Raw genomic sequence first — 16,354 nt, forward strand, 5'->3', positions numbered from 1 at the left:
AAGAGGTCGCGCCGTTGCCGACGCGACCCCATGCTATTCGATTTGTCGGCGATCAGAAGCCGACGCTGGCCCCGACGCGGAAGTAGCGGCCCAGCACACCCGGGAAATAGGTGAGCGTTCCGCCGCCGGTCGGCGAGGGGAACGGCGGCTTACGGTCGAACAGGTTATCGACCACAAAGCGGACGCTGAAGCTCTTGTCGATGCGGTAGGTCATACCCGTGTTGAAATAGACGAAGCTGCCGACCCCATTCGGATTTCGAGCCGTTGGCGTGGCATCGGCATCGAACTTTGCCGGTCCGGTGTAATTGACCTGCAGGAAGGTGCTGAAGCCCTTGTTGTTATAATCAATCGTCCCAACCGCCTGATGCCGCGAATATCCCACCTCGCCATTGTCGGTCTCAATCGCAGAATTGGCATCGGCGCGCGACGTCAGCGTATCGAGATACTGATAGCTGGCATTCAACCCGATATTCGAATCCGCCCCAAGGAAAGGCGTTGCTGTGCGGAAATCGAGCGCGGCCAGGATGCCCTTGTACCGCAACTCTGCGGCGTTGAAATAACCGGTGGAGATGAAATCGAGCTGATTGGTGGCATCGCGCGTAAACAGCTCGCAGAACGGCGAATTGGGGAAATCGGCTGAATCATAACAATTCTCGACGATATCGTCCGACGCCAACTGGGTGATGACGTCCTTCACCTTGATGTCGACATAGTCGACCGACAGCGAGAACCTCGGAATGAAGCTGGGCCGCAGCACCGCACCGATTGTGAAAGCGTTCGACTTTTCGTTCCGCAGGTTCGGATTGCCCACGACGGCCTGAAGGATGCTGGCATCATCCGAGGTCGCATCAAAATTGGCTGGAATTCCGTCCGCCGCGCAATTGGCAGCGCGCGTGGCGGGAGCCGGTCCTTCATCCTGATTGAACTGGTCGCAGGGATCTTCGGCAAACCCAAAGAAGCTGCTCGACGGGTTGAACGCCTCGGTGATGAACGGCGCACGGATCGCTCGGGTATAATTGCCGCGGAGCGTGATATCGCGGATCGGCTGCCAACTGCCGCCGAGCGTCCAGGTCAGATCACCGCCTGCCGTCGAATGATCGACATAACGCGCGGCCGCCTGCAACTCGAGCGAGTAGATCAGCGGCACATTGTTGGACGGACTCACCAGCCCAGCCCGGAGTTCGCCGAATATCTCGTCGGTGTTATACTTGCCGTTGAGCGGCTGGATGACCACCGACTGCCCAAAGGCAACGCGATCGTTTGTCGGATCGCCATCACCGTCAGCATCGGTCAGCGGATCGGGATCGTCGCCACCAGCAAGGAATGCACCGGGATCGAAATCCTGCGATTCGGCGCGATGCTCGTAACCGATCGCAAATGAGAGATCGCCACCGGGCAACGCAAACAGCGGCCCCGCCAGCGAAGCCGTGAAGATCTTTTGCTTGTTGACCGACACCGGCCGCGTGATCGCAGTGACATAATCACGCGCCGCCTGCGAGGTCTGCATCCCGAAGAGGTTGAGCGGGGCACAGGTCGAGCTAATCGTTTCCGCCGGCGAATTCACCGCACCTGGACGGCAGATGATATTGCCATTCGCCGCCCCGCCATTGAACAAGCCTTCGTCGACCGCGTCCACGGCGTTGAAGAAATTCTGCGTAGCGATCGCGGGCACCTTGCCGGTCGTCTTTGATCGACCATAGTTTCCGACGATTTCGAAGGACCATTCGCGGCCACCGAGCCCGTCGAACTTGCCATCGAGGCCCAACACATAACGCTGAATTTCCACATTACCGGTCGCGCGCCCCGATATCACATCGGTATTGGCACGCTGCAACAGGAAGGTGTCGTCGATCGCCTGCGCCTGAATGATCGCTCGCGCCTGCGGTGTCAGGAACGGATTGTCAGTGCTCATCACAATCGCGCCTGCGGGGTCGCCGGCATAGCCGAACAAATAGCTATTGTACTCCGGCTGATCGCGAAGATTGACGCCGCGGCTACGGCTGTACCAGCCCTCGCCGAACAAACGAATTTTGTCGGTGAGGTCAAAGCTCAGCAGCAAGTTGCCGCTATAGCGTTCGGTTTCCGTCAGCAGGTTGGACAGCGGCACAAGGCTGAAGCCGTTGCCGCCCGACGCATCGATGCTGAATGAGGTCGGATCGCCATTTTCATCAAGCGGGCCAAACGACGTCCCAAAATCGATCGGAATCAGATTGCCCGTCGCATCGAAGCGCAGAGCATTGCCCTGGGCATCAACAAAACCGCCTTGCGGGAAGCCAAGATTATTCGCCTGCCCCTGACTGACCGGGATGAAATCGAATATGGTCGGGATACCGAATTCGGAAATCGTCGGAATACGGCGATCACGAAAGATGACATTGTCGAACGGCGAATCCGGATCGTTGGGCCGACCATAAAAACCGCCATCGTAAAGGCGTGGGCGGGCGGTCTGTAGCAGCCCCTCGCCCTTGTTATATTCGCCCGAGATCGTGATGTTTGCTCGGCCATCGAGGAAGTTTTTGCCGGCGAGGCCGCGGAAACGATAGTTGGCCGCGTCGCCGCGGCTGGAAATGCCATATTGGCCGTCAATCTCGAGGCCTTCATAGTCGCGCTTCAGAACGACGTTTACCGTACCCGCGATCGCGTCCGAACCATAGATCGGCGCACCGCCGATGACGATCGTTTCGACGCGATCGATAAGCTTGGTCGGAATGACGTTCAGGTCGACCTGGTTGCCACCCTGACCCGTCGGGCCAAAAATCGATGCGGTGTTCGAACCGACGAAGCGGCGCCCGTTGACCAATGTCAGGGTGCGTTCCGACCCAAGACCCAAAAAGTTGACGAAACTTTGCCCGGGGCCGAAGCTCGACTGCGCACCAACCGGGCTGCTTCCCGGAACACCAAAGGCCGGCAGTTCATTGAGTGCTTGCCCGAGCGTCTCAAAGCCCCGCGATTCAATCTGGTCGCCGCTGATGACGACCGAGGGTTCGACGGTATCGAAATTGGCGCGCGAGATTCGAGATCCGGTCACGATGATCGCGCTGCCATCATCTGCTGCGGCGACCTCTTGCGGCGCGACGCTGCCGTCCGCTGCGCCACTTTCCTGCGCTTGGGCTGCCGTGGCCGATATGGTTAACGCGAGCGTGGATACACAGACGCTGAAAGCGGCTTTCGAGACTTTGATCATCGTAATATTCCCCGGTTGTCTAGGAGTTTAAACCCACCCTTCCGGCCAGAATAGGACTCAAAGCCCAAGTTTCTATTAAAAAGTCACTCGCCCCGTCTCTTTCTGCGCAAGTGTTGCGGCGACGACACTGCCGCCGCCGCAAGCCATGCAGATGATCAATACCGATAATGGTCAGGCTTGAACGGCCCCGCCACCGGCACGCCGATATAATCGGCCTGCTTCTGGCTCAGCTGGCTCAACTTCACGCCCAGCTTGTCCAGGTGCAGCGCTGCAACCTTTTCATCGAGGTGCTTGGGCAGGACGTACACGTCGTTGCCGTACTGCTCGGCGCGCGTCCACAGCTCGATCTGCGCCAGCGTCTGGTTGGTGAAGCTCGCCGACATCACAAAGCTCGGGTGACCCGTCGCGTTGCCGAGGTTCACGAGGCGGCCCTTCGACAGGATGATGATCTGCTTGCCGTCGGGGAATTCGACCAGGTCGACCTGCGGCTTCACTTCGGTCCACTTGTAATTCGCGAGCGCCGCGATCTGGATCTCGCTGTCGAAATGGCCGATGTTGCAGACGATCGCCATATTCTTCATCGCCGCCATATGTTCGGCGGTGATCACATCGGCATTGCCGGTCGCCGTGACAAAGATGTCCGAACGCTTGACGGCTTCGTCCATCGTCACGACCTCGAAGCCTTCCATCGCCGCCTGCAAGGCACAGATCGGGTCGATTTCGGTGACGAGGACGCGCGCGCCGCCGTTGCGGAGCGACTGGGCGCTGCCCTTGCCGACGTCGCCGAAGCCCGCAACCGTGGCAACCTTGCCCGCGAGCATCACGTCGGTGCCGCGGCGGATCGCGTCGACGAGCGACTCTTTACAGCCATAGAGGTTGTCGAACTTCGACTTGGTGACGCTGTCGTTGACGTTGATCGCGGGGAAGGGCAGCTCGCCCTTCTTGGCGATGTGGTAGAGGCGGTGGACGCCGGTCGTCGTTTCCTCCGACACGCCCTTGATCGCCTTGACCGTCTTGGTCAGGTAGCCGGGGTTCGCGGCAACAAACGCCTTCAGCGCGCGCTGCATCTCGATCTCTTCTTCATTCTCGGGCGCGGGCATCTCCTGTCCGGCTTCGAGCTTCGCGCCCCACAGCGCGAACATCGTCGCGTCGCCGCCGTCGTCAAGGATCAGGTTGCAGGTTTCCCCCGCTTCGATGCCCCAGTCGAAGATGCGGCCGACATAGTCCCAGTAATCGGCGAGGCTTTCACCCTTCACCGCGAACACCGGCACACCCGTCGCGGCGATCGCGGCTGCGGCATGGTCCTGCGTCGAAAAGATGTTGCACGTCGCCCAGCGGACCTCGGCGCCCAATGCGGTCAGCGTCTCGATCAGCACCGCGGTCTGGATCGTCATGTGCAGCGAACCGACAATCTTCGCACCCTTCAGCGGCTGCGACGCGCCAAACTCTGCGCGCAGCGCCATCAGGCCGGGCATTTCGGTTTCGGCGATGTTGATTTCCTTGCGACCGAAGTCGGCAAGCGCAATGTCAGCAACGACATAATCACGGGTATCGGCGGCGAGAGTGGCCACGGCTAAATCTCCTGTAGGCGAGTATCGGCCGCAGGCGAGCGGCCACGAAAAGTCAGGTAATTATGTTGCGCGCCCTAGCTCAAAGCGCTCTTCGGATCAAATATAAACTTTTCTTTATATCGCAATTGCCGGGCGCTCCGCCGGGGGCCGCGAACGCGCGAATTGCAGGCGCAAAATGCACCGGGGCGAAAATTTATTTTCAACGGGCGTAATTGTGACAGTCGGGGCCGCAAAATTGTGACACCGAGTCGGCCAAGCCAAGATTCTGAAAGTCTTGACTTATAATGCGCCATGCGAAGAGCATAATTAGCTATTGTGACACGAGTGTTACAATATACCGAAAACATTGACTTTCCAGCTGATGGAGCAGAAAATCGGCTAAAGTTTTCTGGGAGATAGAGAGATGAAAAAAATATTGCTGCCGCTGATCGCATTGGCTTTTGCGACCCCGGCTGCTGCGCAATCGATCATCGTCGTGACCGGACCGCAAGCCGAGTCGACGGCGCTGCCCGTCGCCTATGCCGAGCTGCGCGCTGGTGAAAATCACGCCGCGGTCGCCAAGCTGACCGGCGATACCGATCTCGACGCCCGTGACCCGTCGCGGCTGATCAACCTCGGCACCGCTTATGCTCGTCTGGGTCGCACCAGTGACGCCGCCGCCGCCTATGACGCGGCCCTCGCCAGCCCGATCCGCTACGACCTCGAACTCGCCGATGGGCGTTATGTCGATTCGCGCTGGGCCGCCCGCACCGCGCGTGCGAACCTCGCGGCGGGGCGTCCGCAGCTGGCGCTGGCGCGCTAAGCCTCGCCACCCTCGGTTGTCAGCAAGCGGGCGTCCACTCCCGCTTCGGCAAACGCAGCCTGCCAGCGTTTGGCGGGCGGCGTGTCGAACAACAAGGCGTCGCTGCCCGGCGTGACGTGCCACCCGTGGCGCACCATCTCGCCCTCGAGCTGCCCCGCCGACCATCCTGCATAGCCCAGCGCCACCAGCCAGCGTGACGGCCCGCGCCCTTCGCCGATCGCGCGCAAAATGTCGTGCGAGCTCGATACCATCCAGCGATCGCTGACCTGCACCGCCTCCTGCCCGCCCCAATCCATGCTGTGCAGCACGAACCCGCGCGAGGGCTCGACCGGTCCGCCCACGAAAACCGGCTGTTCGAGCGGATCGTCGTGCGCGATGTCGAGCTGATCGAGCACCGCGCCCACGGTCATCCCGGCCATCGGGTCGGAAATCCCGATCCCCATCGCGCCTTCCTCGTCATGGCTGATCATCGCGATCACCGAATGCTCGAAGCGGGGATCGCCGATCCCGGGCAGCGCGAGCAGCAACTGGCCGGTGAACCAAATGGGGTCTGTCTCCATCGCGCCATCATGCAGCGGCGGGACGGGGCGGTCCAGCACCTTTGGCGAGCGGGACACGCCTTTGGGGTGGGGAGCTGTCATTCGTCCCCTAACGTCGCCCCCGCTAAGGCGTGGGCCGCAAGCGGCTCTTTCCTCCCAAAATCCTACCCCCACCCCTCTTACCAACCTTGACTCCCGCCCCGCCCGACCCAATGTCTCGCTGACTAGAAATCCCCTCAACGAAAAGGATGCCGACCATGACGATCCAGCCCGGCGACAAGCTGCCCGACGCCACCTTTGTAAAGGTCACCGAAAACGGTCCCGAGCAGGTCAGCACCGCCGATTATTTCAAGGGCCGCAAGGTTGCGCTGTTTTCGGTCCCCGGCGCCTTCACCCCTACCTGCTCGGCCAAGCATCTGCCGGGCTTCGTTGAAAAGGCCGACGAGCTGAAGGCGAAGGGCGTCGACGAAATCGTCTGCACCGCGGTCAACGACGCGTTCGTGATGGGCGCGTGGGGCAAGAGCGGCAATGCTGGCGACGCCGTCACCATGCTCGCCGACGGCAACGGTGATTTCGCCGAAGCGGTAGGGCTGACCATGGACGGCAAGGCATTTGGCATGGGCAAGCGTGGCCAGCGTTTCTCGATGATCGTCAACGACGGCGTCGTCGAACAGCTCAACGTCGAGGCGCCCGGCGAATTCAAGGTATCGAGCGCGGACCATATGCTCGAGCAGCTGTAAGTCGATAATCCCCCTCCCTTCCAGGGAGAGGTTAGGGGTGGGTGCGAGCGAAGCGAGCACGGGCCCGGCGCCTGACGGGGCCACCCACCCCCAGCCCCTCCCTGAGAGGGAGGGGAGATTTATGCCCACCCCTTCCCTTTTGTCACAATTTCGTGCAACAGCGTCGCGATGACATCAGACGCATCGCACCCATCCGACATCGCTGACCCCACTGCTCTCGTCGAAGAGGTCATCGCCGAACTGCAAGACAGGTTCCGCGCCTCGGTCTCCAACCTCAAATCCGCCATCGCCGCCTATGTCCGCGATCGCACCTTGCCGCCAGCCGATGCCGCAGCCACCGGGCTGTTCGACTATCCGGCGATCCGCCTGACCACCACCGGCGAACAGCGCGAAGGGCAGAAGGGGCATAACCTCGCCTTTGGCCAGTTCGAGCGCGCGGGCGTATTTGTCACCACCGTGACGCGCCCCGACCTGTTCGCCGATTATTTGCGCGACCAGCTCGGTCTGCTCGCGCGTCATTATGACATCACGCTGGAGGTCACGCGCACCGGGCAGCAGATCCCCTTCCCCTATGTGCTTGACGCCAGCGATGGGTCGGACATGGGCGGGGTCACCCCGCTCGAACTCGCGCGCCACTTCCCGACCACCGAGCTTGCCGACATCGGCGACGAGCTCGCTGACGGCTTGTTCGGCGCCGATCCAACCGCGTCGCAGCCGCTCGCACTGTTCGACGCGCTGCGCACCGACTTTTCGCTCGCGCGCCTCCGCCACTACACCGGCACCGCGCCCGAACATTTCCAGCGCTACATCTTGTTCACCAACTACCACCGCTATGTCGACGAATTCGTCGCCTGGGCGGGGGCGCAGGTCGGGCAAGGGCGCTACATCGCGCTCGCGGGCGCGGCGGGGCTTTACGTCGACCAGCCCGGCGTCAACGCCAGCGCGCTTGTTGCCGACAGCGCCTGGCGACGGCACCAGATGCCCGCCTACCACCTGATCGCCCCCGACGGCGGCGGCATCACGCTCGTCAACATCGGCGTCGGCCCGTCAAACGCCAAGACGATCTGCGACCATCTTGCGGTGCTGCGGCCCGAGGCGTGGCTGATGATCGGTCACTGCGGTGGGCTGCGCCCCAGCCAGCGGATCGGCGACTATGTCCTCGCCCACGCCTATCTGCGCGACGACCATATCCTCGACGCGGTGCTGCCGGTGGCCATCCCGATCCCGCCGATCGCCGAGGTCCAACAGGCTTTGGCGAGCGCCGCAGAGTCGGTCTCCGGCGCGACCGGCGCCGACCTTAAAAAACGCATGCGGACCGGCACCGTCGTCACCACCGACGACCGCAACTGGGAACTGCGCTACACCGACAGCGCGCTGCGCTTCTCGCAATCGCGCGCGATCGGCATCGACATGGAATCGGCGACGATCGCCGCGCAGGGTTACCGCTTCCGCGTCCCCTATGGGACGCTCCTCTGCGTCAGCGACAAACCGCTGCACGGCGAACTCAAGCTGCCCGGACAGGCAAACCGCTTCTACGAAGAAGCGATCGCCGCGCACCTCCAGATCGGCATACGCGCGTGCGAGACGATGCGCGACGAGGGCGCCAAGCTGCATAGCCGCAAATTACGCGCGTTCAACGAGCCCCCGTTCCGCTAATCGATTCGCCGCCCCCGCGAAGCGGGGGCCGCTGTCGGCTTACGCGGCGACGCGGGAAGGAGCCGCTCGTGGCCCCCGCCTCCACGGGGGCGCCGAATTTGTTTCGGTGCAGCTAATGTTCGCGCCCCAGCGCCCTATTTCACCGGTCGGCAATCCTTGAGCCACACCGACGACAGGCCGTAATCCAGCTGATCGAACGTCCCGGTCAGCTCAACATGCTTGTTGGGCTTCAACTGCAATGCATACGCCCCCTGCCCCTTGGCCAGGACGCAGTTGACCGAAAGGCCCGCCGACGCACGACCAGGGATGATGTCGGTCAGCACATTGGCGAGCAGTTTCCATTCGACGCGGTAGCTGTCGCCGACCAGTCCGACATAGGACACCGGCCCGTAAAGGGTGAATTGCCGCCCCTCATAACGCTTCTGAACCGCGGCATTATTCTTGTCGGCCTGCCCGGTGATGTCCTGCGAGAACCGCAGCACGCTCATGCGAACCGGGGCGCCGGGAGCGCTGGTCGCGCCCAGCCCCTTCGCCGCGAGCGCGTCGCCCGCTTTTCCGCCTTTCAGCTGGGTCAGGATGCCGCACATTTCGGCCTTGGCCGCGGCATCGGGAATGCCCATCCCGGCGCGCAGCTTGGCCTCCATGCGCACCGTCCCTGCACCGTCGGCGGCAATCTCGATCGGAAAGGGTCGCGACTTTCCGGTCGGCGGCGGTTCGACCAGCATTGCGCCGCCATCGGGCTCGACGGCCAGGATCGCATAGCCTTTGGAAGCGATGATGCCGTTGAGCTGCCCGATTGCGCTTTTCTTGCTCATGTTCGGCACGGTGGTCGTCGCGACAAAGCGCAACCCGGTGAGGGGATTGCCTTTTTTGACAAAACTATCTTCGCACGTCGCTGCTTGCGCCGTCCCGGCGCCCAGAAGCAGGCCAGAGACGGCCAGGAATACGCGCTTCACACGGTTGCCTTTCGTTGCATCGGAACGCGTTTCATTGCCGCCCCGATGGCCGAATGCCACCGCAAAGATGTACCGGGTATCTCGTCGCCGACACGCCCGTTCAGCGATACATGTCGTTGCGCAAGTGGATGCCATGCTCGATCCATACTTTCAGTGCGCACAGCATCTGCGACCAGCCCTGGCAATTGCCATAGCTGGCACCCAGCGCCCCCTGATTTTCGCGCCAGCCCTCCTCGGCGATTTCGACCAGCGTCCGACCATCGTCGAGCGCGGTGAAGCTCATCGTTACCCGGGTGCGGTAATCGGCTTCCGCCAGCTCGCCGTCCGCGACGTTCGGCGCCTCGCCTTCGCTCGCCTGCCATTCGAGGACGATCTTCTCATCCTGGACAACCTCGATCACATATACCGGGAAGATACCGGGGAAGTCGTGGAAGTCCCACGTCACCGTAGCCCCCGCCTGCAGTCGCCCCTGCGCGCCCCCAGTCGTGAAATATTCCGACAGCTGCGCGGGGTCGACAACCGCCTCGAATACACGGTGGACCGGCTTCGCGATCCGCGCCGCCACTCGAAACTTAAGCTCCATTGACCCTCTCCGCTTGATTCGCCTGTCATTATGTTATATATTTATAACATGTCAATCCACGCCGAATATGACAAGATTTTCAAAGCACTGGCGTCGCACATCCGCCGTCAGATTCTCGATAATCTGAAGGATCAGCCGCTGACCACAGGCACGCTGTGCGGCAACTTCGCCAACATCGACCGCTGCACCGTGATGCAACATCTGAAGGTGCTGGAGGACGCCGGGCTGATCATCGCCGAACGTCGCGGCCGGGAACGCTGGAACCACCTCAACGCGATGCCGATTCAGGACATCCACGACCGCTGGATCGGCCCGCACGCGGCCGCAGCAAGCGCGCGGCTGGCGCGGTTCAAACAGTCGGCCGAAACGAAATAGTCTATCCGGACATCAAGCGCCCGCTCATGCAGGCATCGGCAGCCGCATAAACCGGTCCGAGCAGCGGTTGGAGCAAGCGCCAACCGGTCAAGGTCATGGCACCTCCGTCCGCGACAAAGTTCAGCTTGTCTTCGCGTTGGGCGGCATGGGGCCGGGGCGGTGGCACCCACCCGTCTTCGCCGATGAGCGGAATATCGATCCGCTGCGGCAGCGCCTGCCCCTCGATGGCACCAAGCGCACGTCGCATCGCTGGACACTGGTGCGAATCAATCGTGTCGACCTTTGCATTGTCGCGCAGCAGCTTGGTCGGCGACGGCAGGGTTGCAAATATCCGGTGACCCTCGATCCGCCACATATCGGCATCGGGGGCGACGCCGTTCGCTTTCATGTTCGCAACCACGGCGGCCGGATCGAAAGTTTCCCGCATGAAGGATCCGACAGGACCGGTGCGGTTGATTGCGGCAGCGGGAATCGTGACAGACCTGAAAACGAACCGGCAGTCGCTGCGGTCCACCTGCGTCGCACTCACCGTCCGGCAATAGCTTCGGATATCGCCCGACTGGACATGCCCATAATCGGAAAATGTCCTGAAGCTGATGGGCGCCGCGAACTGCGGCCGATAACCGGCCACCTCGGTCGGCTCAGCCATGATCGCATCGATCACCGTACCCTTCTGCCCTTCGATCCAGAAGCTGTATCGCGAATAGACGACGCCCAAGTCGTAACCGTCGAGCATCCGCGGCAAATCATCTGGATAGACCGGCGGTGGTGGTGGGGCAGCGGCGGACGAAACCGCCGCCGCCCCGCACGCCAACAGCATCAGGGCGCCGCGCCTCACCAACCCTGCGGTTTGCCCTTGTTCTGCTCGTCCAGCCACGTCTTCAGCGGCGCGAAATATTCCGCCATCGCCTTGCCCGACATTTCGCGACTGCCGGTAAAGGCCTCCAGCGCTTCGGGCCAGGGTTTCGACGCGCCCATTTCGAGCATCGCGTTCAGCTTCGCGCCGACCTCCTTGTTGCCATAGAAGGAACAGCGGTGGAGCGGCCCGGTCCAGCCCGCCTGCTTGCACGCTGCCTCATAAAACTGGAACTGCAGGATGCGAGCGAGGAAATAGCGTGTGTAGGGGGTGTTGCCGGGGATATGAAACTTCGCGCCCGCGTCAAAGGCGTTCGCCGGTCGATCACCCGGCGGCACGATACCCTGGTATTGAGTACGTAGCTGGGTCCACGCTTTGTTGTAATCGGCAGGCTTGATCGTGCCATCGAAGACACCCCAACGCCAGCGGTCAACGAGCAGGCCGAAGGGCAGAAAGGCAACCTTGTCCATCGCCTGCCGCAAAAGCAGCCCGGTGTCCTTGTCCGCGCTCGGCACCTTCGCCGTGTCGAGCAGGCCAATATCGACCAGATATTGTGGGGTGATCGACAGCGCGACGAAATCGCCGATTGCTTCGTGGAAACCATCGTTGGCGCCGTTCAGATAGAGGAACGGCTGCTTGTTATAGGCGCGCTGATAATAATTGTGGCCCAGCTCGTGGTGGATCGTCGTGAAGTCGTCGGCGTTGACCTTGATGCACATCTTGATGCGGATGTCGTCCTTGTTGTCCACGTCCCATGCCGACGCGTGGCACACGACTTCGCGGTCGGCGGGCTTGGTGAACATGCTCCGCTTCCAGAAGGTGTCGGGCAGCGGCGCCATGCCGAGCGACGAATAGAAATTTTCGCCGATCTTGACCATATCGAGCGGTGACTTGCCCTGCGCGGTCAGCAGCTCGCCGACGTCATAGCCCAGGTCGCCCGACCCCGCGGGCGCGACGAGCGGGTAGATATTGCCCCATTCCTGCGCCCACATATTGCCGAGCAGGTCGGCGCGGATCGGCCCGGTCTTCGGCTGCACCGCATCGCCATATTTCTCGTTCAGTTTCCAGCGCGTGTAAGTGTGCAGCGCCATATAGAGCGGCTTCACTTCCTGCCACAAACGCTCGGTCGTCTTGGCGAAATCTTCGGGCGACATGTCGTACCCCGAACGCCACATCGCGCCGGTGTTCGCAAAACCGAGCTCCTTGGCGCCCTCGTTGGCGATCCCGACCATTCGCGCATAGTCGTCCTTCATCGGCGCACCGACATTGTCGTGCCAGCTGGTCCACATTTCAGCGAGTTCGGTGGGCGTCCGCTCGATATTGCCCATCTGCTCCTCGATGTCGGAGCCTGAGATTTCCTTGCCATTCAGCGTGCCGCGGCCCTTGCCATATTGCGACTGCAGGTCGGTCGCGATCTGATTGAGTTCGGTCGCGGCACCGGGCTTGGTCGGCGCGGGCAGGACGAGGCCGGTGCGCAAGATGTCGAGCTTGCGCATGGCGTCGGCGCTCAGCCCCGGAACATCCTTATACTTCGCGGCTTCGAGCGCATATTTGACCGATTTTTCGGTGCCAACGGCGTTGATCCGCGCCGCCATCGCGTCGGTGTCTTCGGTCAGATAGGTGCTGTTGACCCAGTTCACCTGGCTCGCCTCGACCGTATAGTCGAACAGGTCTTTTTCGGCGGCCGCGATAAAGGCTTCGGCGTCGGCGGCGGTGGGCTTCGCTGCTTTTGCGGTGGAGGCTGCGGGCTTCTGCTCCGCCGCGACGGCGGGGCCGGCGACGGCGAGCGAAAGGGCAAGCGACAGGCTAGAGATCATGACTTTCATGGGGTGCGTCCTCTGGATTGTTCTCATGGCGCACTTTGGCGCAATGAAGATAGCTTGGCGCGCGGTAGCGGCAGGGTCAAGCGATCAGGAACGCCGCGATCGCCTCACCCAGCTCGGGCTGGGTCACGCTTGACATATGGGTGCCGGGAATCGTCGCGAGCTCGGCATCGGCAAGCGCGGCGACCAGCTCGGGCGCCGAACCATTGTCGTGATCGTCTGCGCCGCACACGACGAGCACGGGCATCGTCAGCGCCGCAAGCGCCTCAGGCGGGGTGTCAGTGAAGCTGTTCAGCAAATGCCCCGCGGCAATGCGGTCGACCTTCATCGTCTTCATGAACTGGATCGACAGCCAAGTGTCGTCGCCGCGTTTAGCGGATTCATATTCGGCAATCGCGCGCCGGAAGAACGCCCCGCGTCGCTGCCAGCCGGCGAGGCCAGCCAGCCCCATGCCGCCCAGGATCAACCGGCGCGGGGCCATCCCGGCGACGACCGCGCGCACGCTCGTCCGCGCGCCGAGCGAAAAACCGCCGAGGTCGTAGTCAGCCAGGCCGAGATGCGCGACCAGATCCTCGAGGTCGCGCACCAACACGTCGGGCGGATAAAATTCTGCCTCGTGCGGCGCTTCGCTCGACCCGTGGACGCGCAGGTCGGGCATGATAATGCGATAGCCCTCAGCGGCGATGCGCACCGCGGTACCGAACTTGATCCAGTTGACTTCACCACTAGAAAACAGGCCGTGGAGCAGCACAAGCGGCCTGCCCTCGCCGGTTTCGCGCCACGCCAGCCGCACGCCGTCGCGCGCCTCGAAATATTGGGGTTCGCTCGTCATATTCACGCTATGCCCGCGCGGCGGCCGATTGGGCAAGGATGTTCAGCGCGGGCGCAGCCCCTTTTGCTCCATCCGCCACTTCGCCATCTCGATCCGGTCCTGCCCGAAGAAAGGTTCGCCCTCGAAAACCAAAGTCGGCACCCCCCAATGCCCGGCCATCTCCAACGCGATTTGGTTAGCGGCGATTTCATTGTCGAGCGTCTGGGCATCCTTCACGGCTTCGGCGTCCAGCTCGGCGAGATCGAGTCCGGCGCGCTGCGCCGCGCCCGCCAGATGGTCGCCGAGATGCCAGTCGCGCGCGCCGCCCCAGATCAGTTGTGCCGCTTCATGTGCGAACGCCAGGCTCTTCCCGCGCCGCGATGCCGCCTGTCCGAGTCGGGTGAGGCGATAGATATAGGGCTGCTCGGCAGCGATCTCGCGCGTCATGATATCCTGCACGATCGGATCGGGGCGCGGCGGGCCAAACGGGATGCCGTGGAATTGCGCGACGCGGATCATGTCGCGCATCGTGTAGCTGAGCCAATTGGGGTGGTTGCGGTCGAAAAAATCGGGCTGGCGGATCGCGAGCGGATAGACAGGGCGGAGGTTGATCGACAGGTCGTGGCTCGCCGCGAGCGCGCGGTAGCGGGCGATGGCGAGATAGCTGTAGGGCGAGCGGAACGACCAGAAGAGGTCTGCGGTCAATGTCATGACGTCATCCTGCGGAAATGGCGCCGCTTTGCAAGCTTTGTCGGGGGAGTTTTCACCAAGCTGGATGGATTTGCGGAAGTTGGCAAAGTTGCCATCAGGTCGATCCCTTGCAGGTAGTAGCTATTGCTATTATATCGAATGCCATGAGTGAAACGATCGGATTCCTGCTTAACGACAGCGCGCGGCTGTTCCGCCGCGCGTTCAACGCGCGCACCCGCGACACGGGGATCACCGCGCTGCAATGGCGGCTGATCACCTATCTCCGGCGCAACGAGGGGATTCGGCAGGGGCCGATGGCTGAGCTGATCGAGGTCGAGCCGATCACGCTGTCGCGGATGATCGACCGGCTGGTCGAGGCCGATCTGGTCGAGCGCCGCGCCGACCCGACCGACCGCCGCGCCTGGCAGCTGTATCTGGCGCCGCGCGCGGCTGAGCTGCTCAACGGGATGCGCGGCACGATCGATGCGCTGACCGCCGAAGCGACCGAAGGGCTGAGCGCCGCCGAGCGCGAGCAGCTGAACGACCTGGTCGAGCGCGTGCGCGCTAATCTGTCGCGCCGCATCTGCCAGAAAGAAAAAGAAGAGGCCGCCTGATGGACCAGCTGTCCCCCACCCGCCCCGCGGCCGACAATTCAATAGCCGCGCCCAAGGCCGATCCGCTGCCGCCCTTCAGTCCGGCGACCGCGACCGAGCAAAAGGACGCGCCGAAGTGGCGCACCCGCCTGCTAATGTTCGGGCTGCCCGCGATCCTGATCGCAGTCGGCGGATATTATTGGCTGACCAGCGGCGGGTCGGTGTCGACCGACAATGCCTATGTCCAGATGGACAAGGTGTCGGTCGCCGCCGAAGTGGGCGGCCGGATCACCGAAGTGGCCGTGCGCGACGGCCAGCAGGTCGCCGCGGGGCAATTGCTGTTCCGCATCGACGGCGAACCCTATGCGCTGAACGTCGCGCAGGCGACCGCGGCGATCGACGCGGCGCAGGTCGAGGTCGGCAATCTGTCGGCGAGCGCAAATACGTCGAGCGTCGACATTGCCGCGGCGCGCGAGGATGTCGCGTTCGCTCAGGTCAATTTCGAACGGCAGGCCGCGCTGATGGAAAAAGGTTTCACCACCCGGGCCGCCTATGACGCGTCGCGCCACGCGGTCGCGCAGGCGCGCGAGCGGGTGCGGCAGGCCGAGGCCGCCGCGGTCGAAGCGCGTACCAAGCTGGCCACGGGTCCGGCGAGCGGGGTCAACCCGCAGGTCGAGGCGGCGCGGGTTCAGCGGTCGCAAGCGCAAGTGAACCTCGCCCGCACCACCGTCCGCGCGCCAAGTGCCGGGCGCGTCGCGCAATCGGACCGGTTGCAGGTCGGCCAGATGATGGTCGCGGGGCTGCCCGCGGTGACGCTGGTCGACACCGCGCACCCGTGGGTTGAGGCGAATTTCAAGGAAACCGACCTCGCCAACATGCGCGTCGGCCAGCGCGCCGAGGTGAGCTTCGACGCCTATCCGGGGCTGAACGTGCGCGGGCATGTGCTGACGATCGGCGCCGGGACGGGCAGCGAGTTTTCAGTGCTGCCGGCGCAGAATGCGACCGGCAACTGGGTCAAGGTAACGCAGCGGGTGCCGGTGCGGATCGCGTTCGACGAGAAGCCAGCGCGCGAGATGATCGCGGGGCTGTCGGCGGATGTTCGGGTGTTTACCAGCAGTGGTGCGGTGGCGGGGAAGTAGGGTGCCCGTGCAGCTTTACGCAACCGCATCCCTCCC

General features: G+C 62.9%; 15 protein-coding genes. 6 read left to right on the forward strand and 9 right to left on the reverse strand.

Annotated features, from left to right (window positions below; all coding sequences use genetic code 11):
- Positions 1-52 precede the first annotated feature (52 nt).
- Both CDQ92_RS16930 and ahcY read right to left on the reverse strand, forming a co-directional pair.
- Positions 53-3,184, reverse strand: coding sequence for a TonB-dependent receptor domain-containing protein (locus tag CDQ92_RS16930; protein WP_088442845.1), 3,132 nt, complete (start codon positions 3,182-3,184; stop codon positions 53-55).
- Positions 3,185-3,339: 155 nt separating this feature from the next.
- Positions 3,340-4,755, reverse strand: coding sequence for an adenosylhomocysteinase (gene ahcY, locus CDQ92_RS16935; RefSeq protein ID WP_088442847.1), 1,416 nt, complete (start codon positions 4,753-4,755; stop codon positions 3,340-3,342).
- A 403-nt stretch (positions 4,756-5,158) separates the two neighbouring features.
- Between ahcY and CDQ92_RS16940 the strand changes: the two genes are divergently transcribed.
- Entirely contained in the window at positions 5,159-5,557 is a 399-nt protein-coding gene (locus CDQ92_RS16940; protein ID WP_088442849.1) for a hypothetical protein, read from the forward strand.
- Here CDQ92_RS16940 and CDQ92_RS16945 read toward each other — a convergent pair.
- Entirely contained in the window at positions 5,554-6,117 is a 564-nt protein-coding gene (locus CDQ92_RS16945) for a YqgE/AlgH family protein (protein ID WP_088443418.1), read from the reverse strand. The two genes, CDQ92_RS16940 and CDQ92_RS16945, sit on opposite strands and share 4 nt — an antisense overlap.
- Positions 6,118-6,353: 236 nt before the next feature.
- On the opposite strand from CDQ92_RS16945, the gene CDQ92_RS16950 reads away from it, so the two are divergent.
- Both CDQ92_RS16950 and CDQ92_RS16955 read left to right on the forward strand, forming a co-directional pair.
- Positions 6,354-6,836: a peroxiredoxin gene (locus tag CDQ92_RS16950; RefSeq protein WP_088443420.1), complete on the forward strand. Its 483-nt coding sequence runs from the start codon at positions 6,354-6,356 to the stop codon at positions 6,834-6,836.
- Positions 6,837-7,004: 168 nt separating this feature from the next.
- Complete coding sequence (locus tag CDQ92_RS16955; RefSeq protein ID WP_088442851.1) at positions 7,005-8,492, forward strand: AMP nucleosidase; 1,488 nt, start codon at positions 7,005-7,007, stop codon at positions 8,490-8,492.
- Positions 8,493-8,626: 134 nt separating this feature from the next.
- On the opposite strand, the gene CDQ92_RS16960 is transcribed toward CDQ92_RS16955, so the two are convergent.
- Together CDQ92_RS16960 and CDQ92_RS16965 are read right to left on the reverse strand one after the other, a co-directional pair.
- On the reverse strand, positions 8,627-9,448 hold the full coding sequence (locus tag CDQ92_RS16960; RefSeq protein WP_144035814.1) for a hypothetical protein: 822 nt from the start codon (positions 9,446-9,448) through the stop codon (positions 8,627-8,629).
- Between the two features lie 100 nt (positions 9,449-9,548).
- Positions 9,549-10,031, reverse strand: coding sequence for an SRPBCC family protein (locus tag CDQ92_RS16965; protein ID WP_088442855.1), 483 nt, complete (start codon positions 10,029-10,031; stop codon positions 9,549-9,551).
- Positions 10,032-10,079: 48 nt separating this feature from the next.
- On the opposite strand from CDQ92_RS16965, the gene CDQ92_RS16970 reads away from it, so the two are divergent.
- Entirely contained in the window at positions 10,080-10,406 is a 327-nt protein-coding gene (locus CDQ92_RS16970; protein WP_088443422.1) for an ArsR/SmtB family transcription factor, read from the forward strand.
- 1 nt (position 10,407) lies between these two features.
- On the opposite strand, the gene CDQ92_RS16975 is transcribed toward CDQ92_RS16970, so the two are convergent.
- The 4 genes from CDQ92_RS16975 to CDQ92_RS16990 all read right to left on the reverse strand — a co-directional run bounded on the left by CDQ92_RS16975 (position 10,408) and on the right by CDQ92_RS16990 (position 14,607).
- Positions 10,408-11,244 (reverse strand): hypothetical protein, encoded by an 837-nt coding sequence (locus CDQ92_RS16975; protein ID WP_144035815.1) that lies wholly within the window; start codon positions 11,242-11,244, stop codon positions 10,408-10,410.
- Positions 11,241-13,088, reverse strand: coding sequence for a M2 family metallopeptidase (locus CDQ92_RS16980; RefSeq protein WP_088442859.1), 1,848 nt, complete (start codon positions 13,086-13,088; stop codon positions 11,241-11,243). Before CDQ92_RS16980 ends, CDQ92_RS16975 begins: the two co-directional genes overlap by 4 nt.
- A gap of 76 nt (positions 13,089-13,164) precedes the next feature.
- Entirely contained in the window at positions 13,165-13,917 is a 753-nt protein-coding gene (locus CDQ92_RS16985; RefSeq protein WP_088442861.1) for an alpha/beta fold hydrolase, read from the reverse strand.
- Between the two features lie 42 nt (positions 13,918-13,959).
- A complete protein-coding gene (locus tag CDQ92_RS16990; protein WP_088442863.1) occupies positions 13,960-14,607 on the reverse strand; it encodes a 2-hydroxychromene-2-carboxylate isomerase in 648 nt (215 codons plus the stop codon).
- 143 nt (positions 14,608-14,750) lie between these two features.
- On the opposite strand from CDQ92_RS16990, the gene CDQ92_RS16995 reads away from it, so the two are divergent.
- Positions 14,751-15,200 carry a MarR family winged helix-turn-helix transcriptional regulator gene (locus CDQ92_RS16995; RefSeq protein ID WP_088442865.1) on the forward strand — a complete coding sequence of 150 codons (450 nt, stop codon included), beginning with the start codon at positions 14,751-14,753 and terminating at the stop codon, positions 15,198-15,200.
- Positions 15,200-16,318: an HlyD family secretion protein gene (locus CDQ92_RS17000; protein ID WP_088442867.1), complete on the forward strand. Its 1,119-nt coding sequence runs from the start codon at positions 15,200-15,202 to the stop codon at positions 16,316-16,318. The genes CDQ92_RS16995 and CDQ92_RS17000 overlap by 1 nt, the downstream gene beginning before the upstream one ends.
- Positions 16,319-16,354: the final 36 nt, after the last annotated feature.

Origin of the sequence: Sphingopyxis bauzanensis (genome assembly GCF_002205675.1) — a bacterium.
GTDB lineage: Bacteria > Pseudomonadota > Alphaproteobacteria > Sphingomonadales > Sphingomonadaceae > Sphingopyxis > Sphingopyxis bauzanensis.